The sequence below is a fragment of the Sorangium sp. So ce327 genome (genome assembly GCF_051530205.1).
In the GTDB taxonomy this organism is placed as follows: Bacteria; Myxococcota_A; Polyangia; order Polyangiales; family Polyangiaceae; genus Sorangium; species Sorangium cellulosum_B.
The window spans coordinates 12717441-12735638 of sequence record NZ_CP150330.1; the positions used below are offsets into that span (position 1 = coordinate 12717441).

General features: G+C 70.9%; 15 protein-coding genes. 10 read left to right on the top strand and 5 right to left on the bottom strand.

Going from position 1 to position 18198, the window contains the following annotated elements; genetic code table 11:
- The first annotated feature begins 13 nt into the window (after positions 1–13).
- Entirely contained in the window at positions 14–3208 is a 3195-nt protein-coding gene (locus WME95_RS47630) for an efflux RND transporter permease subunit (RefSeq protein WP_437905801.1), read from the top strand.
- Positions 3205–3828, top strand: a complete 624-nt coding sequence (locus WME95_RS47635) for a methyltransferase (RefSeq protein WP_437905802.1) — start codon at positions 3205–3207, stop codon at positions 3826–3828. The genes WME95_RS47630 and WME95_RS47635 overlap by 4 nt, the downstream gene beginning before the upstream one ends.
- Positions 3829–3834: 6 nt before the next feature.
- Here WME95_RS47635 and WME95_RS47640 read toward each other — a convergent pair whose 3' ends face one another.
- The 3 genes from WME95_RS47640 to WME95_RS47650 all read right to left on the bottom strand — a co-directional run bounded on the left by WME95_RS47640 (position 3835) and on the right by WME95_RS47650 (position 8807).
- A complete protein-coding gene (locus tag WME95_RS47640; protein ID WP_437905803.1) occupies positions 3835–5472 on the bottom strand; it encodes an ATP-binding protein in 1638 nt (545 codons plus the stop codon).
- Positions 5469–5885 (bottom strand): response regulator, encoded by a 417-nt coding sequence (locus WME95_RS47645; protein WP_437547580.1) that lies wholly within the window; start codon positions 5883–5885, stop codon positions 5469–5471. Before WME95_RS47645 ends, WME95_RS47640 begins: the two co-directional genes overlap by 4 nt.
- 75 nt (positions 5886–5960) lie before the next feature.
- Positions 5961–8807, bottom strand: coding sequence for a PAS domain-containing hybrid sensor histidine kinase/response regulator (locus WME95_RS47650; RefSeq protein WP_437905804.1), 2847 nt, complete (start codon positions 8805–8807; stop codon positions 5961–5963).
- A gap of 601 nt (positions 8808–9408) precedes the next feature.
- Between WME95_RS47650 and WME95_RS47655 the strand changes: the two genes are divergently transcribed.
- From WME95_RS47655 to WME95_RS47670, 4 genes are all read left to right on the top strand, one after another.
- The gene (locus tag WME95_RS47655) at positions 9409–9573 is read left to right on the top strand and encodes a DUF1328 domain-containing protein (protein WP_012241326.1); all 165 of its coding nucleotides are present in this window, start codon (positions 9409–9411) and stop codon (positions 9571–9573) included.
- Between the two features lie 228 nt (positions 9574–9801).
- Positions 9802–10359 (top strand): hypothetical protein, encoded by a 558-nt coding sequence (locus WME95_RS47660; protein ID WP_437547582.1) that lies wholly within the window; start codon positions 9802–9804, stop codon positions 10357–10359.
- Positions 10360–10406: 47 nt separating this feature from the next.
- Positions 10407–10628: a hypothetical protein gene (locus WME95_RS47665; protein WP_437713915.1), complete on the top strand. Its 222-nt coding sequence runs from the start codon at positions 10407–10409 to the stop codon at positions 10626–10628.
- 15 nt (positions 10629–10643) lie between these two features.
- Positions 10644–10928 (top strand): hypothetical protein, encoded by a 285-nt coding sequence (locus WME95_RS47670; protein WP_437905805.1) that lies wholly within the window; start codon positions 10644–10646, stop codon positions 10926–10928.
- Positions 10929–10962: 34 nt separating this feature from the next.
- On the opposite strand, the gene WME95_RS47675 is transcribed toward WME95_RS47670, so the two are convergent.
- Entirely contained in the window at positions 10963–11442 is a 480-nt protein-coding gene (locus tag WME95_RS47675; protein WP_437905806.1) for a hemerythrin domain-containing protein, read from the bottom strand.
- Positions 11443–12277: 835 nt separating this feature from the next.
- Here WME95_RS47675 and WME95_RS47680 point away from each other — a divergent pair.
- The 3 genes from WME95_RS47680 to WME95_RS47690 are packed head-to-tail and all read left to right on the top strand — an operon-like array spanning position 12278 to position 14796.
- Positions 12278–13705 carry a sigma-54-dependent transcriptional regulator gene (locus tag WME95_RS47680; protein WP_437547586.1) on the top strand — a complete coding sequence of 476 codons (1428 nt, stop codon included), beginning with the start codon at positions 12278–12280 and terminating at the stop codon, positions 13703–13705.
- Between the two features lie 27 nt (positions 13706–13732).
- Positions 13733–14425: a histidine kinase gene (locus WME95_RS47685; RefSeq protein ID WP_437905807.1), complete on the top strand. Its 693-nt coding sequence runs from the start codon at positions 13733–13735 to the stop codon at positions 14423–14425.
- Positions 14425–14796 carry a response regulator gene (locus tag WME95_RS47690; RefSeq protein WP_437905808.1) on the top strand — a complete coding sequence of 124 codons (372 nt, stop codon included), beginning with the start codon at positions 14425–14427 and terminating at the stop codon, positions 14794–14796. Before WME95_RS47685 ends, WME95_RS47690 begins: the two co-directional genes overlap by 1 nt.
- 82 nt (positions 14797–14878) lie before the next feature.
- On the opposite strand, the gene WME95_RS47695 is transcribed toward WME95_RS47690, so the two are convergent.
- On the bottom strand, positions 14879–16309 hold the full coding sequence (locus WME95_RS47695; protein WP_437296514.1) for a helix-turn-helix domain-containing protein: 1431 nt from the start codon (positions 16307–16309) through the stop codon (positions 14879–14881).
- A gap of 210 nt (positions 16310–16519) precedes the next feature.
- Between WME95_RS47695 and aceB the strand changes: the two genes are divergently transcribed.
- Complete coding sequence (gene aceB, locus WME95_RS47700) at positions 16520–18142, top strand: malate synthase A (RefSeq protein ID WP_437905809.1); 1623 nt, start codon at positions 16520–16522, stop codon at positions 18140–18142.
- Positions 18143–18198: the final 56 nt, after the last annotated feature.

Below are 18198 nucleotides of genomic sequence, written 5' to 3' on the forward strand. Positions count from 1 at the left end.
GCGCGAGGACCCCATGCTCACCTTGCTCTCGCGGCTCCTGTCCGTCTCGATTCGCCATCGCTTCCTCGTCGTCGCCGTCACCCTCGCGGTCGGCGCGCTCGGGGCCTACAACTTCACCCGCCTGCCGATCGACGCGGTCCCGGACATCACCAACGTCCAGGTGCAGATCAACACGTCGGTCAAGGCGCTCTCCCCCGTGGAGGTCGAGCGCCAGATCACCTTCCCCATCGAGTGGGCCATGGGCGGGATCCCGGGCGTCCAGCAGGTGCGCTCGCTGTCCCGTTACGGGCTCTCCCAGGTGACGGTGATCTTCGAGGACGGCACCGACATCTACTGGGCGAGGCAGCTCGTGGCCGAGCGCCTGGGCGCCGCGAAGGAGAGCCTGCCGCCAGGGCTCGGCGAGCCGCAGCTGGGCCCCATCGCGACCGGCCTCGGCGAGATCTACATGTGGACCCTCGAGGCCGCGCCGGACGCCAGGCGGCCCGACGGCAAGCCGTACGACCTCACCGATCTACGCACGATCCAGGACTGGATCGTGCGGCCCCAGGTCCGGACCGTGCCGGGGGTGACGGAGGTCAACTCGATCGGCGGCCACGAGCGGCTGTACCAGGTCTCGCCCGATCCGGCGAAGCTCGTCGGCTACGGGCTCTCGTTCCGCGACGTGCTCGAGGCCCTCGCGGCCAACAACGCCAACGCGGGCGGGGGGTACATCGAGCACAAGGGCGAGCAGTACCTCGTCCGCGCCACGGGCCTCGTGCAGAGCGAGGACGACATCCGGGGCATCGTCGTCGGCAACCACCGCGAGGCGCCGATCCGGATCGAGGACGTCGCCGAGGTCAGCGTCGGCCAGGAGCTCCGCACGGGGGCGGCCACCGAGGACGGAGAAGAAGCGGTCATCGGCACGGCCATCATGCTCGTCGGGGAGAACGGCCGAGCCGTCTCCAGGCGGGTGGACGACCAGATCAAGGCGGTCAACAAGTCGCTGCCCGCGGGCGTGACGGTCAAGACCGTCTACGACCGCACCTACCTCGTCGACGCCACCCTGAGCACCGTCAGGAACAGCCTTCTCGAAGGGGCGGCGCTGGTCGTCGTTGTGCTCTTCCTCCTCCTCGGCAACCTCCGGGCCGCGCTCATCGCGGCGCTCGCGATCCCGTTCTCGATGCTGATCGCCGTCACCGGGATGGTCGAGAGCAAGATCAGCGGCAACCTGATGAGCCTCGGCGCCATCGACTTCGGGCTCATCGTCGACGGCTCGGTGATCATCGTCGAGAACTGCGTGCGGCGCTTCGCCGAGGAGCAGCGCCGGCTCGGGCGGGTGCTCACCCGCGAAGAGCGGCTCGACCTCGCCTACGAGGCGTCCCAGGAGGTCCGCCAGGCGACGATCTTCGGTGAGCTCATCATCGCGATCGTCTACCTGCCCATCCTCACGCTGACCGGCATCGAGGGGAAGATGTTCCGGCCGATGGCGCAGACGGTCGTCCTGGCGCTCGCGGGGGCGACGATCCTGTCGATGACGTTCATCCCGGCGCTCGTGGCGCTGCTCCTCAAGGGCAACGTGTCGGAGAAGGAGAACCTCCTCTTTCACCACGCGAAGCGCGCCTACGGGAGGGCGCTCACCTGGGCGCTGTCCCACAGGCCGATCGTGGTCGCGATCGCGGGCGTCGCCCTCGCCGCCTCTGGCCTGGTCGCCGCGGGGCTCGGCAGCGAGTTCGCCCCCAAGCTGAGCGAGGGGGCGCTCGCGCTCCAGCCGGCGCGCATCCCGTCGATCAGCCTCACGACGAGCGTGGCCATGCAGGCGCAGCTCGAGCGCCTCCTCAGGGAGCGGTTCCCGGACGAGATCGAGCACGTCTTCGCCAGGACCGGGACGGCCGAGGTCGCGACCGATCCGATGGGCCCGAACGTCTCCGACACCTACCTGATGCTGCGGCCGCGGAGCGCGTGGAAGAAGGCGAAGACGCAGGAGGAGCTCGCCGAGGCGATCGAGGCGGTGATCCACGAGCTGCCGGGGCAGAACTACGAGTTCAGCCAGCCGATCGAGCTCCGGTTCAATGAGCTCATCAGCGGCGTGCGGAGCGACGTCGCGGTCAAGGTCTTCGGCGACGACCTCGACGTGATGCTCAAGGAGGCCAGCAGGATCGGCGCGCTCCTCGGGGCGACGCCGGGCGCCGCCGACGTCAAGGTGGAGCAGGTCACGGGCCTGCCGGTGCTGACCATCGACGTGGATCGGCGCATGGTGGCCCGCTACGGGCTCAACGTCGCCGACGTGCAGGCGGTCGTCGAGGCCGCGATCGGGGGCGTGAGCGCCGGCGAGGTCTTCGAGGGGGACAAGCGCTTCGATCTGGTGCTCCGGCTGCCCGACTCCATCCGCCGCGACATCGGGGCGCTCGACCGGCTCCCGATCCCGCTCCGGAGCAAGGGGGGCCACGCGACCGGACCGAGCGGCCCGACCATCGCCGCGGCGGCCGGCGCGCCCGAGCGGGCGGCGTTCGTGCCGCTCGGCGCGGTGGCGAAGATCGGCGTGGAGGAGGGCCCGAACCAGGTCAGCCGGGAGAGCGGCAAGCGCCGCGTCGTCGTCCAGTGCAACGTGCGCGGGCGCGACCTCGGCGGCTTCGTCGCCGACGCCGAGGCGCGGATCGACGCCGAGATCAAGCTCCCGCCGGGCTACTGGATGTCCTGGGGCGGCCAGTTCGAGAACATGCTCGCCGCCCAGCGGCGCCTCGCCGTGGTGGTCCCTGGGGCGCTCGGGCTGATCTTCGGCCTGCTCTTCCTCTCCGTGGGGACGCTCAGGAACGCGGCGCTGATCTTCACCGGCGTCCCGCTCGCGCTCACCGGCGGCGTCCTCGCGCTCTGGGGCCGCGGGCTCCCGCTCTCGATCTCGGCGGCCGTGGGCTTCATCGCGCTCTCGGGCGTCGCCGTGCTGAACGGGCTCGTGATGGTGACGTTCATCGAGAACCTGCGGCAGCGCGGCGAGGCGCTCGACGACGCCGTGCTCCACGGCTCGATCGCGCGGCTCCGCCCCGTGCTCATGACGGCGCTCGTCGCGGCGCTCGGCTTCGTCCCGATGGCGCTCGCCACCGGCACCGGCTCCGAGGTGCAGCGCCCGCTCGCGACGGTCGTCATCGGCGGGATCCTCTCGTCCACGACGCTCACGCTGCTCGTCCTGCCGGTCCTCTACCGGCTGACCCATCGACAGGAAAGCTCGACATGAACCGACCCTGGCTCGCCCTCGTTCTCTACGGGATCTACCTTGCGCTCGCGTTCGGATGGCGCTCGCTCAGGCAGCTCCGCGCGACAGGATCGGCGGGCTTCCGCGGCATCTCGGGGCCACCCGGGTCGCTGCCGTGGCTCGGCGGCGTGCTCTTCGTGATCGCGCTCGTCCTGGGAGCGCTGGCCCCCGTCGCGGAGCTCGCGGCCTGGATCGGGCCCCTCGCCGATCCCGGCCCGTCCCTCGTCGGCCTCGGCGCGGCCATGACGATCGCGGGGACGCTCGGCACGCTCTGGTCCCAGGGCGCGATGGGCGCGTCCTGGCGCGTCGGCGTCAGCGACGCGGAGCGCACCGGCCTCGTGACCGGAGGCCCGTTCGCGGTGGTGCGCAACCCTGTCTTCAGCTGCATGATGCTGGCCGCGCTCGGGCTGCTGCTGATCCTCCCGAACGCGGCCGCGCTCGCCTCTCTCGTCGCGCTGGTCGTCGCGATCGAGCTCCAGGTCCGCCTCGTCGAGGAGCCGTACCTCCTGCGCACCCACGGCGGCGCGTACGCGGCCTACTGCGCGAAGGTCGGCCGCTTCCTCCCCGGGATCGGCCGAGGGGGCTCGCCGCCGTCGCCCTGACGCCCCTCAGCTCGCCAGGGGCAGCGAGAAGTGGATCGTCGTCCCCTGGCCCGGAGCGCTCTCGACCGCCATGGTCCCGTGGTGCGCCTCGACGATGCCGCGCGCGATGTAGAGGCCCAGCCCCGCCCCGGTGCGCGACTCCTGCGAGGCCTTCCAGTAGCGATCGAAGAGGTGCGGCTGGTGCTCGGGCGGGATGCCCGGGCCCGTATCGGCCACCGAGAAGCGCGCGCTGTCGGCGACCCGGCAGAGCGACACGCTCACGACGCCGCCCCGCGGCGTGAACTTCAGCGCGTTGCCGAGCAGGTTCGAGAAGACCTGGAGCACGCGATCCCGGTCGGCGAGGACCTCCAGGCCCGCGTCGAGCGGCCCCTGCGTCACCCGGCAGCCCTTCGCCTCCGCGAGCGACGCGGCGGCGTCGATCGCCTCGCGGACGAGCGTCCCGCCCCGCTCCACCCTCGGCGACACAACGAGCCGCCCCGCCTCGATGCGCGAGGCGTCGAGCAGATCCTCGATGAGCCGCGTCATGCTCTGGATGCCGCGGTCCATGCGGTCGACGAGCTGGACGGCGTCGTCGTCGTCGCCGTCCTCCCGCTGGAGCAGATCGCTCCGCAGCAGCGACGCCGTGATCGCGATCGTGTTGAGCGGGTTCCGGAGATCGTGCGACACGATCGCCAGGAGGTCGTCCCGGGCGCGCGTCGCGGCCTGCGCCTCGTTGTAGAGCCGCGCGTTCTCCAGGGCGACGGACGCCGACTGCGCGAGCTGGGTGAGCAGCACCTCGTCGCTCTCCACGAAGGGGCCGTCGCGCCGATCGAGCAGCTGGATGCTCCCGATGCACTGGCCGTCCCGGCCGCGCAGCGGCGCCGCGAGGAGCGAGCGCGGGTGGAGCTCCGCCGGCGCGCGCGAGAGCACGTCGGCGCACGTCGGATCGCTCGCGATCTCGTCGCCCGTCAGCCGGACGCTGGTGCTCCTCCGCTCGATCAGGCCGAACGCGACCTCGCGGATGCCGTCCCGGTCCTCCCGCCCGGCGTACTCCTCGGACAGCGAGATGCCCGTCAAAGGCCGCTCCTCCACGCCCCGCGCCGCCAGCCGCGAGGCCGCGACGCCCGCGTCGAGCAGCGCCCGCGCCTCGTCGGTGGTGCGCTGGATCAGCTCGTTCAGCGAGAGCGACCGGTGGATGCGCAGCGTCGCCTCGGTGAGCTGCGCGAGCTGGCTCGCGTGGCGGGCGAGCGCCCTGCGCGCCTCCTCCTCGCGGCGCTCCACCTCGCTCAGCCGCAGGACGTGGCGCAGGCTCTGCACGAGCCGCTCGGGCGTCAGCAGGTTCTTCGGCACGTAGTCCGCCGCGCCCCGCTTCATCAGATCGACCGCGAGCGACTCGTCGCCCTGCCCGGTCAGCATGATGAACGGCGCCGTGAGCTTCGCCTTGCGCGCCGCCTCGATCACCGCGAGCCCGTCGCCCCCGGGGAGGTAATAGTCGAGCAGCACGCAGTCGACTTGCTGCTCGTACAGCACCGCGAGCGCCGAATCGACGGAATCGGCCTCCCTGATCTCGGCGTCGACGCGGCCGCTCCGCAGCGCACGCAAGATCGCGATCCGATCGACCGTGTCGTCGTCGACGACGAGGAGGCGCACCGACCTCGGGCTCAAGGCATCTCCACGAGCGTCCAGTAACGGTTCAGCGCCGTCATCAGCTCGACGAAGCTCAGGAACGTCACCGGCTTGAGCAGGTAGCCCGCGACGTTCAGATCGTACGCGTCCACCTTGTCCCGATCGTCGTTCGACGTCGTCAGCACGACGACGGGCGTCGCCCGGAGCGAGACGTCGGCCCGGAGCTCGCGGAGGAACTCGATGCCGTTCATCCTGGGCATGTTCAGGTCGAGCAGGACGAGGCGCCGATCCCTGGGCACCTGGTTGCCGCGCAGCAGATCGAGCCCCTCCACGCCGTCGCCCGCCACCCAGAGCGGGTTCGTGATCTTGCCCCTCTCGAACGCCCTCCGGACGTTCATCACGTCGACGGTGTCGTCCTCGACCAGGATAATATTCAGGAATTTACCGTCCATCCTCGTCCTCGTGGAGGGGCAAAGCGGAGGCTCGTTGATAGCATCAACCGCAGGCCGCGCGCAGGGGCTACGGCGCTACGGCCAGCTACCAGGCTTGCCCGCGCGGCCGACGAGGTGCGCGACCGCGGTCACCAGGCTGTTCGGCTCGATGGGCTTGGCCAGGTGCATCTGGAAGCCGGCGGCGATCGCCTGGCGGCGGTCCTCCATGCGCGTGTACGCGGTGAGCGCGAGCGCCGGTATGCCGCTCGCGGGGACGTCGGTCCCCAGGGCGCGCAGCCGCCGCATCATCGCGTAACCGTCCTCACCCGGCATGCCGATGTCGCTCACGAGCACGTCGAACTCGCCCATGTGGAGCGCCTCGAGCGCCGCGCCAGCTGAGGCCGCTTCGCTCACGGTCGCCCCGGCGCGCACGAAGATGATGCCGAGCAGCTCGCGGGCGTCGGTCTCGTCGTCGACCACGAGGACCCGGATGCCCTCGAGCACGCGCCGCGCGGCGCCCCCCGGCGCCTCGCCGCCCCGGCGCTGCGGGGACAGCGGCGCCGCGGGCGCATCGGCGCGGATCGGCAGCCGGACCCGGAAGCGCGCGCCCTTGCCCTCTCCGTCGCTCTCGGCGTGCACGCTGCCGCCCTGCGCCTCCGCCAGGTGACGCACGATGGCGAGGCCGAGCCCGAGCCCGCCGTGGGCCCGGGTCATCCCCCCGTCCGCCTGCCGGAACCGCTCGAACAGGAACGGTAGGAAGCTCTTCGGGATGCCCTCGCCGTTGTCCTCGACCTCGACCTCGAGCGTCGCCTCGACGCGCCGGGCGAGGGCCCGCACCTGGCCCCCGGACGGCGTGAACTTCACCGCGTTCGTGAGCAGGTTCCAGACGACCTGCTGGAGCCTCTCCGCGTCGCCGAGGAAGATGCCCACGTCGTCGGCGACGGAGGTGTCGACTGTGACGCCCTTCGCCAGCGCCGCCGGGCGCACCAGGTCGAGCGCCGTGGCCAGCACCTGCCGCACGTCGACCGGCTCGGTCCGGAGCTGCAGCTTCCCCGCGAGGATCGTCGAGGCGTCGAGGACGTCCTCGATGAGCTGCGACTGCGCCTTCGCGTTGCGCTCGATCGTGGCGAGCCCCCGCTCGAGCGACTCGGCGTCCACCTCGCCCGTCCGGAGGATCCGCGCCCAGCCCAGGATCGACTGGAGCGGCGTCCTGAGCTCGTGCGACACCGTCGCGAGGAACTCGTCCTTGAGCCGGTTCAGCTGCTCGGCGTGCTGGCGCGCGCGCTGCTCCTGCTGGAGGAGCTGGGCGCGCTCGGCGTCGGTGCGCTTCTCCTCCGTGATGTCGTGGAACGAGAGGCCGACGCCGTCGCCCAGCGCCACGGCGATGGCGCGGAACGTCCGCGGAGCGCCCTCGTGCGCGCAGAAGAGCTCGACCCGCGCGGGCTCCCCGGTCTCCACGACGCGCGCGTACGCGTCGAACGCGCTCGCGAGCGCGCTGCCAGGGACCTCGATCAAGAGCCGCTTGCCCTCCAGATCCTTGCCCCGGCCCCCGACGATCGGCCCCGTGGCCGGGTTCACGTAGACCCACTCGAAGTCGGAGATCGCCCCGGACGCGTCGCGCACGCTGCGCAGCATCATGAACCCGTCGGGCGACGCCTCCTGCACGGTGCGGAACCTCGCCTCGCTCGCCCGCAGCGCCTGCTCGATCGACTTCCGCTCCGTGATGTCCGTCGCCGTGCAGGTGATGCCGATGATCTCGCCCGTGTCATCGGCCAGCGGCTCGATCGAGACGTCGATGTGCTGGGTGCGCCCGCCGGCGCGCACCGCGATCTCGCGCCGCTGGCCGACGCCGCTGGCGAGCACGTCGCGCTTCGTCCGATCGAGCGACCTCGCGGCCTCCGGGTCCTCCAGCACCTCCCCGTCGGTCTTCCCGAGCACCTCGCGCTCGGACTTGCCGAACGAGTTGTGCATCCACGTGTAGCGCAGGTCCCGGTCCTGGGTGAACACCATGACCGGCGACCCCCGGAGCGCCTTGCGGAAGCGCTCCTCGTTCACGCGGAGCGCCTGCTCTGCGCGCAGGCGCTGGGCCACGCTCTGCTGGAGCTCGAGCGCGAGCCGCTCCGCCTTCCGGCGCGCGCCGATCTGCTCGGTCACGTCGAACGCCGTCAGCATGACGCCCTCCACGGCGCCGCCCACGTCGCGCACCGGCTTGCACAGGACGTTGTACAGCCGCTCGACCGTCTCGCCGGTCCAGCGCGTGATCCGCACCGGGATCTCGCTCGCCACGCTCGGCTCGCCGCTCGCCAGGACGGCCTCGAGCTGCGCGTGCAGCGGCTGCCCGCGCAGCTCCGGGACGGCCTCGACGAGCGGCTTGCCGAGGAGATCGTCGCGGCCGACCATGCGGCAGAAGAGCGGGTTCGCGAGCTCGAACACGAGCGCCTCGCCCTTGAGGAAGCAGATCGGCGCGGGCGCCTGCGAGAGCAGCGAGCCGCTCCTGCCTCGCTCGATCTCGGTGCGCCTGCGCTCGGTCTCGATCGCCTCCAGCTGGAGTCGGGTGTGCTCGGTTACGGCCTGGGCGATGCCCGCGTCCACGCGCTCGGAGAGCGCCTCGATCTCCCGAAGATCCGGCGTGAACCCCGCCTCCTCCAGCTCGCGGAGGATGGATTGCCGGAGGACGCCGTACTCGCGGACCATCACGCCCAGGTCGAGCCCGTGCTCCCAGCGCATCTCGCCGTGCTCGCGCGCGGCCTCCTTGCTGCCGGCCGTCGATGCGCGTTGCTCGATGCTGGCGGCCACCTCGTCGAGGAAGCTCGGCAGCGAGTTGATGATAAGCGGCTTCGGCATGTTGCGCACCGCGGCGCTTCGCTTGCGCAGCTCGCCCACGAACCGCTCGATGATGGCCTCGCGGCGGGTCCTGATGAGCGTGGAGAGCGGGATCGTCATGATCGGATCGTTCGCGTCGGGAGCCCGACCTCGGCAGACGTCGCCGTCAGGGGGCCTGGGCAGCCAGCAGCGAGCGACGGTGGGCGATCGGCGGCGCGTGTGGCATCGGCGAGCACTGTATCTTCGGAGAGCTGACCGACCGCCACAAGGCGCACTGCCGCCAGTGCGGCTCATCCGGCCTCGGACGGCCGGCCGCCACCCTCCTGAGACAGCCGCGGCCGGCTCTCCGTCGGCGTCGATCCCGACACCGGTCTTGAGCTGAGCCTGACTTCCACCTCGCCAGCACAAGCCCAGGCGTGAGCAAGCGTTGTGCCGAGATCGGCCAGCCGATGAACGAGATGATGCGCGGTGCGCGACGTCACGAGTGAGGCAATTTGCCGCAGCTACCCCGCCCGCCCGTGTCGTGCGGCGGCATCTGCAGCGAGCCGCCGGGGCGCCCGGGCGCTCCGCGGATCCGGGGAACTCGCGATGTCGCGGCACGTCGGCTGCAACGACGCAACGCCGTAACCGCTGCAATCGCTGCAACAACGCAGCATCGAAGCGCTGGAACATTCATCCACCCAGTGATTCACCCAGTCATTCACCCAATGAGGAGGTTATCATGCTCAGTTGGAGTGTCGCGTTCTTCGTCGTGGCGATCATCGCTGCAATCCTCGGCTTCGGCGGCCTCGCGGCGAGCGCCGCTTCGGTGGCGAAGTTGCTCTTCGTCATCTTCCTCGTCCTGGCGGTCGTCTCCCTCGCGCTCGGCCGACGCGCCCCGACCTGACGCCATGCGGATCGCACGTGCTCGGAGGCCACGATCGGGGCGACATGCCTCGCCAGGCCGAGCGGTATCCATGCTTCCGCATGGCACGTCTGTCGCAATGCCCGCGGATCGACCCATCTATCGCGCCATGAGGCCCGTCCCGGGCGGCGTCGATAGGGCGTCCGTGTCGCGCCGGGCGCTCGCCCGGACGCAAGGTCGCGCGTCGACCGCAGACCAGAGGAGATCATCATGTTGACCGTCCGAACATTCCTGCCTATCGCCATCGTCATGAGCGCCGTCGTGGGCTGCGAGTCTCCCACGGCGGACGCGCAAACCAAGGCCGAGCGCGCGCAGCGCGAGGCGCAGCAGAAGGCGGCGGAGGTCGCCACCGAGCTCGACAAGAAGGTCGCCGAGATCGACCAGAAGGCCGAGCGGGCCACCGACGACGCGCTCCGCGAGGCCGCGGAGAAGCTCAACAACGCCGCCGCCGAGGCCCAGGAGAAGACCGCAGAGGCCGAGGCGGAGCTGGCGAAGGCGCGCGCGGACGTGCGCGCGTCCACGTCGCGCAGGATCGAGGACCTCGAGAAGGATGCCGTCGAGCTCCGCGAGAAGGCCGAGAAGAAGCTGCCCAAGGACGAGGTCGGCAGGCTGATGAAGGACGTGGAGGACAAGTCGGAGGCGGTCCGCAGGAGCCTGCGCGACCTCGACGCGGCGAGCGGCGAGACCCTCGACCGGGTGAAACAAGGCGTCTACCAGCGCGTGGAAGAGCTGGATCGCGCGATCCAGGCGGTGAAGCGGCGCGTTTGATGCAAGCTCGCTCGCCTGGACCCAGCAAAGCTCGACACGAGGAGGACATGATGGCGAATCAGAAGGCCACTCAGCAGACCCCATCGGCGGACATCGAGGGAGAGGGCAACCGCACGGCCGATCGGCGTTACCGAGAAGGGGTGGAGAAGTCGGTGAAGGCCGGCAAGATCAAGGAGCACGCCGAGGAGGCCGCCCGCGCGCTCGACGGACCCGAGGGCGACGAGCTGCGCGAAGCCGAGGAAGCGGCGCGGCGAGGTCAACCCAACTGAACCGGGTGAGCAGCGATGATCCGCGAGCTCCGATGCAAAGCCTGTGGCCGCCGGTACGTCTTCGTGTCGACGGCGGCCACGCCCTGCCGGGCCTGCGGCTCGGCCCTCGACGAGGTGGAGCTCGAGCGCGGCGTTTACGAGCTCGTCACGAACGACGCGCGGAGCCCCACCTCGACCGCCCCGTCGAGCCCGGCGGACCCCATGGTCCCCGAGGATCTCGGCTACGGCGAGTCCCATGGATACGGACCCGCGCACGGCGGCCCGACCGGCCCCGGCGACGCGCCCGCGACCGGCCCCTGATCCACCGCCACCCGCCGGAGGAGGGCGCCGGCCGTCAGGCCGCCCTCGCCGTGCGGAGCGGGGCGTGGCTCGACGCGTGGGGGCGGCGGGAGTGGGCGATGAGCGCCTCGAAGAGCTCCAGCATCTGCCGGCCGAGGCGCTCGTTCGTGTCCTCGGTCAGCTCCGCCTCGATCCTCGGCAAGAGGTCCCGCTCCTCCTCCTCGGCGTGGTGCGTGACGAGCTCCTTCAGGGTGGCGAGCCTGGCCTTGAAGCTCGGGTCCTCGGGCGCCGTGCCGACGACGCGGCGGATCTCGAACCGCGTGACCGTGTGCTCCTCGCAGGCTCCGCCGATGAGGTCCGGCTCGATGGCGAGCAGCTCCGGGAAGAGGACCACCTGCTCGGCGAGCATGTGGGCGAGGAGGTGCTTGGTCAGCTCGTCCGTCGCTCCCCGGACATCGCCTGTGGTCGAGAGGGCCAGATCGAACAGCCTCTCGGCTTCGCGGTGTTGCCCCTTCAAGAGCTGTGTCGCCTTCATGCATTCTCCTCTCGAGGACCGGACGTCAGGTTGTTGTTCATCGAGGTGGATGGGCCGCCGTTCATCGGGTGAAAAGGAGCTCATCGCGCTCGCTCGCGATCAGCGCACGAACGGCGTCAGCCGAGGGCCCGCGGCGGTGCGCCGAGCCTTCAGCGGGGCGACATGGCGCCGTCGCGCAGCGCGCGCAGCGTCAGCGGCAAGGCCCGCGAGCGCGCGAGCCCCCCTCACGCCCCCTCTTCTGCATGAGGCGCACTCAAGCAATCACCGTGCCGATTAGGTTTATTCCGGATGCGAAGAGACGCTGGACGCCGGACAGGGAATATCGATGTGGAATTTCGCCTCTCGCCATGGCTCCCGGAGCTCGGGCGAACTCGGCTGTTGCCGGCAGGCGGCGCCGTCCGATCGAGAGAGGCGCGGCGTCCACGGGGGACCGCGGCGATGCCTCAGTAGCGAAGTAGCGACCGCGGCGATGCCTCGGCAGCGGCGCCTCGCCCGCGTGGCCCGTCGGAGGCGCGCGACACGCGCCACGAAGAGGCGCGCTGCCGGCCCGTGCCGATCCGTGGAGGACCGGCGGGTCGGTGAGCCCCCTGCCGGCCGTGGCGCCTCGGGCGCAGCGGCGCTCGCTGGCCCCCGTCGGCGGCGGGCCGCCCGGCCGCTGCGCGCGGCCGGTGCCATCCAGGATGGGGCAAGAACGCGCACCTGTGGCGAAACGTCACGTTCGAAGGACGTCGGCGAGGAGCGGACTGGGCTTGATGGCGCGGACTCTCCGTGGCACGTTCCCTGCAAGTGCAGGCAGCGGTCGACCTTTAGAAGAGCTGCCGGGGAAGGACACGCGATGAGCGGCAGGATACTCGTCGTCGATGACGACGAAGCGACGTGCGATCTGGTCGAAGCCCTCCTCAAGAGGCAGGAGTTCTCCGTCGCGGCGCGCACCTCGGCCAAGAGCGCGCTCGAGCTGGTGAGCGAGGACGATTTCGACGTCGTGTTGACCGACGTCGGCATGAGCGAGATGAGCGGTCTGGAGCTCTGCGAGCGCATCCTCGGCGCCCGCCCCGACATGCTCGTCATCGTCATGACGGCGCTCGGGAGCATGGAGACCGCCATTTCCTCCATGCGCGCCGGGGCGTTCGACTTCGTCACGAAGCCTCTCGACGCGAACCTCCTCGGCCTGACGGTCTCGCGCGCCGTCCAGCACCGGCGCCTCCGCTCGGAGGTGAAGCGCCTGCGCGAGGCGGCCCACGACGTCCAGCAGACCAAGGGCCTCGTCGGGCGCAGCCCTGCGATGAAGCGCGTCTACGATCTGATCGGGCGCGTCGCGCGGAGCGACGCCTCGGTCCTCGTGCACGGCGAGACGGGCACCGGCAAGGAGCTCATCGCGCGGGCGATCCACGAGGCCAGCGGCCGGTCCGGCCCCTTCGTGGCGGTCAACTGCGCCGCGGTGCCCCAGGCGCTCCTCGAGAGCGAGCTCTTCGGCCACGCGCGCGGCGCCTTCACCGACGCCAAGACCCAGCGCACCGGCCTGTTCCTGGAGGCCAGCGGCGGCACCATCTTCCTCGACGAGATCGGCGAGATGCCGCTCGAGGTCCAGCCGAAGCTGCTCCGCGCGCTGCAGGAGCGGAAGGTGCGGCCGGTGGGCTCGAACGCCGAGATCCCCTTCGACGCCCGCATCGTGACGGCGACGAACCGCGACCTCGAGACCGAGGTGTACGAGAAGCGGTTCCGCGAGGACCTCTACTACCGGGTCAACGTCGTGAAGATCGACCTGCCGCCCCTGCGCGAGCGCGGCACCGACGTGCTCCACCTCGCGATGCACTTCCTCGAGAAGTTCTCGTCCCGCAGCAGCAAGGGCGTGCTCTCGCTCTCGACCGCGGCCGCGGAGAAGCTCACGGCGTACAACTGGCCGGGCAACGTGCGCGAGCTCGAGAACAGCATCGAGCGCGCCGTGGCGCTGGCGCGCTTCGAGCAGATCACGGTCGAGGACCTGCCGGAGAAGGTCCAGGCCTACCGGCCCGACCGCTTCGTCGTCGCCGTCGATGAGCCGGCGGAGATCATGACGATGGACGAGCTCGAGAAGCGCTACATCAAGCGCGTGCTCGCGCTCGTCGGCGGCAACAAGTCGCGCGCCGCCCAGATGCTCGGGTTCGACCGGCGGACGCTCTACCGCAAGCTGGAGCGCTACGGGGAGCAGGACGGCTCGGGCGGGGACGAGGGCCCAGACAAGGCGGCCTCTCCGCCGGGCTCGGCGAGCTCCTCGTTGAGCTGAGACGGCGCGCGAGGCGAGGCGTAACGAATGAGCGAAAAGGGCCTGTCCGACTCGATTTACAAGCTGTTCGCGCGCGCGGGGCACGACGTGCGCGGGCCCGCCGGGGTGGTGGCCACGGCGCTCAACGAGCTGGAGAGCGTCCTCGGGGGCGAGGCCACCGCCCAGAACGCGGCGTACTTCACCATGGCGCGGCGGGGCGTGCGCCGCCTGCTGCGCCTCGCCGACCGCTACACCGCCGCGTCCGAGCTGTCGCGGCAGCTCGACGCCCCGGCGCAGCCGCTCGACCTCGAGGCGCTCGTCCAGAAGGCCGTCGCGGAGGCGTCGTTCGTCTACGGGCGGCGCGACGTCACGGTGGCGCTCGACCTCGCCCCCGTGCGCGGCGTCGCGCACGCCGCGTCGATGACCGCGGCGCTCTCGGACGCGCTCATGCTCGCCCTGAACGTCGCCCGCGCGCGGGTCGTCGTGGCGCTCGCGGCCCATGGGGATCGCGCGCGGGTGGTGCTGACGAGCGACTCGAGCGCGGCCTCGGTGGAGAAGCTCTTCGAGGCGGCGCTCGCGCCGGACGCGGATCCGCTCGCCGACGGCGGGCTGCCCGTCCGGGTGATCGACGGCGTGCTCAAGGCGCACGGCGGCGAGGCGCGGGCCGACCGCGTCGGCGCGGAGACGCAGATCACCCTGGAATGGCCGCTGAACGCGGCCGAACGCAAGGCGGGGACCTGATGAGCGCGGAGCTGCCGCAGGTGCTGGTGCTCGACGACGACGACGACACGGCGGCGCTGCTCGGCATGGCGCTCCGCCGCCGCGGCTTCCGCGTGCTCGTTGCGCGCTCGTGCGAGGAAGGGCGCTCGATGCTCTCCGGGAGCGCGGTCGACGCCCTGGTGACGGACGTGTCGCTCCCCGACGGCAGCGGCGTCGAGCTCGTCGCGTCGCTCGCGGACAGGCCACGGGCGGTGATCGTGGTGAGCGGGTTCGGCGGGGACGACGATCGTGAGAAGAGCCGGGCGGCCGGCGCTCACGCGCACATGGTCAAGCCCATCGACGTGGCCCGGCTCGTGGCCACGCTCAACGAGCTGCTCGGGCGGCCCAGCTGAGCGGGCCGCCGGCGATCCCGCGCCGCGCTGGCCACCCCGGCGCGCGGCGCAGGGCGGCCGCGGGCTCGCCTCACTTGTCGCCTCACTTGTCGACCGACGCGTAGAACGAGACGCCCCGCCGGTTCTCGTCGAGGCGGAGCGGGTGCTGCAGCGCCGGCAGCGCGCGCTGGGCGCAGTCGAGGCGCTCGCAGGTCCGGCACGTGACGCCGACGGGCACGGCCGCGCCGATGTTGTCCAGGTCGATCCCGTCGGCATAGACGAGCTCGCGGGCATAGCGGACGTCGCAGCCCATGCCGATCGACTGCACCGTGTGGGGGACGTGGTAGCCGCCGCGGTCGCTGCGCACGGTGCGCGCGATGCAGAAGTAGACGGCGCCGTCGGGCATCTGCGAGAGCTGGATCCGGATCATGCCGGGCGTCATCAGGGCGGCGTGGACGTTCCAGCGGGGACACGCGCCGCTGAACCGCGCGAACCGTATGCCGGAGCCGCTGAAGCGCTTCGAGATGTTGCCCGCGATGTCGATGCGGACCATGTGCATCGGCACCCCCTCGGCGCCCGGCCGGCGGAGCGTCGTCAGCCGGTGGCACACCTGCTCGAAGCTCGTGCCGAACCGGTGCGCGAGGAGCTCGATGTCATAGCGCTCGGCGCGCGCCGCCTCCAGGAACGGCTGGTACGGCATGAGGATGGCGGCGGCGAAGTAGTTGGCCAGCGCGACGCGGGCGAGCGCGCGGGACTCCGGGGTCGTGAGGTTCTCGTCGCGCAGGATGCGGTCGATGGCCGTCGATTGCGTCAGGAGGCCGAGCTGGTGCGCGAGCTGGAACCTGCGGCTCCGGGGCGGCAGCACCTCGGAGATGCTCAGCACGCGCCTGTCGGGGTCGTACCGCCGCATCGCCTGGCGCTCGTCCGCGACCCGGACGATGCGCACCTCGATGCCGCGCGTCGCGTGGAGGTACCGGACGAGGCCGCGGTAGACGTCGTCCGCGTCGAGCTCCGCCTCGCGCCAGAGCGCCTCGGCGCCTTCCTCGAGCTCCGCGAAATGGTTCATCCGGCGCTGGATGAGATCGCTGACCTCCTCGGACGGTAGGCGCGAGTTGTCGACCGCGACGAACCCGTCCCCCGCCAGCCGCTCTCCCAGTGTATCCAGCGATTCGCGCGTCGTCGCGTAGGTCCGGTAGAGCGTGAGCACCGCGCGCGCGACGTTCGGGGACGCCGCGACGAGCTCGCGCAGATCCGCGTTCGTCAGCCCGTGGCTCTCGAAGATAGGGTCGCCGAACACCTCGTGGAGATCGGCCGTGAGCCGGACGTCCTCTTCCGACGCGAAGTTCTGGAGGTCGAGCTGGAATATCTGGGCGAGCCGGATGAGCAGCGGCGCAGTCAGCGGACGCCGGTTGTTCTCTATCAAGTTCAGATAGCTCGCCGAGACACCGAGGCGCTCCGCCAGATCGACCTGCGTCATGTGCTCGCGACGCCGGAGCGCGCGGACCTTGGCTCCAAGAAGAGGTGCATCGGCCATGAGGACCCTCCCGACGTGACCAGGACAACCTGGATGAAATGTAGGCGCAGCTCGCCTGGTGGAAATTTACAATAGTTTACACGTTAACAAGCTGTAAAGCCCTTTCGTCTACATCGTTATCCGCCTGCATTTCAGTGCGAAGTTGACGCTGAAACCTCGTCGACAAACATAGGTTGCTTGTAACGACGCGCAGCGTTGCAGGAGATGTGGATGAGCCAGAATCATGAGACCGCAAGCGTCCGCTTGCTCGCTCCTCGGGTCGGGGGCGACGAGTCCGTCCTCACGCCAGAGGCCCTTCGCTTCCTCTCCGGTCTTGGGCGCAAGTTCGCTGACCGGGTACCCGCCCTGCTCGCCCGGCGGCGCGCCGTGCAAGAGCGGCTGGACGCGGGCGAGCGGTTCGATTTTCTCCCCGAGACGCGGGATGTGCGCGAGGGCGACTGGACGGTGGCGCCGCTGCCCGACGACCTCCTCGACCGGCGCGTGGAGATCACGGGTCCGGTCGATCCCAAGATGATCATCAACGCGCTGAACTCGGGCGCGAGCGTGTTCATGGCCGATTTCGAGGACGCCACGTCGCCCACGTGGAAGAACCTCATCGAGGGGCAAGCGGCGCTGCGGCTCGCGGCGCGGCGCGAGCTCCGTCACGACGACCCGGCGACCGGCAAGCGTTACGCCCTCGGAGACAGGCTGGCGACGCTGCTCGTGCGCCCGCGCGGCTGGCACCTCCCGGAGAAGCACGTCGAGCTCGACGGCAAGCCGCTGCCGGGCGGGCTCTTCGATTTCGGACTCTATTTCTTCCACAACGCGCGTGAGCTCGTCCGCCGCGGTACCGGGCCTTACTTCTATCTGCCGAAGATGGAGAGTCACCTGGAGGCGCGCCTCTGGAACGACGTCTTCGTGTTCGCGCAAGAGGCGCTGGGCCTCCCCATCGGCACCATCAAGGCCACGGTCCTCATCGAGACGCTGCCCGCGGCGTTCGAGATGGACGAGATCCTCCACGAGCTGCGGCAGCACTCGGCCGGCCTCAACTGCGGTCGCTGGGACTACATCTTCAGCTTCATCAAGAAGCTCCGGAACGACCCCGCCTGCGTGATGCCGGACCGCTCGCAGGTGACGATGGAGCAGCATTTCCTGCGCTCGTACACGCAGCTGCTCGTGAAGACGTGCCACCGCCGCGGCGTGCACGCGATGGGCGGCATGGCGGCGCAGATCCCGATCAAGAGCGACCCGGAGGCGAACCGCGCGGCGCTCGACAAGGTGCGCGCCGACAAGCTGCGCGAGGTGAAGGACGGACACGACGGCACCTGGGTCGCGCACCCGGGGCTCGTGCCGCTCGCGCGCGAGGTGTTCGACGCGCACATGCCGGCCGCGAACCAGATCGAGCGCAAGCGCGAGGACGTCCGCGTCTCGGCGGCCGACCTGCTGCGCGTCCCGGAGGGCGCGCGCACCGAGGCGGGCCTGCGCCACAACATCCGGGTCGGCGTCCAGTACCTCGAGGCGTGGATCAGCGGCCTCGGCTGCGTCCCGCTCTACAACCTGATGGAGGACGCGGCCACCGCGGAGATCTCCCGCACGCAGGTCTGGCAATGGATCCGCCACGGGGCGACGCTCGACGACGGCCAGCCGCTCACGGTGGAGCGCTTCCGCGCGGCGGTGGACGGCGAGATGGCCGCGCTCCGCGGCGCGCTCGGCCCGGCGCGCTTCGACGGCGGCCGCTTCGCCGAGGCGCGCGCGCTGTTCGAGCGGCTCTCGATCGGAGAGACCTTCGAGGAGTTCCTCACGCTGCCTGCTTACGAGCTCTTGATCTCCACCGCCGGAGAGCGGCGCTCGTGACGCCCGGCGCGCTTCGTTTGACGTCGACACAGCGGCCGCTGCCGCCCCAAACCCCA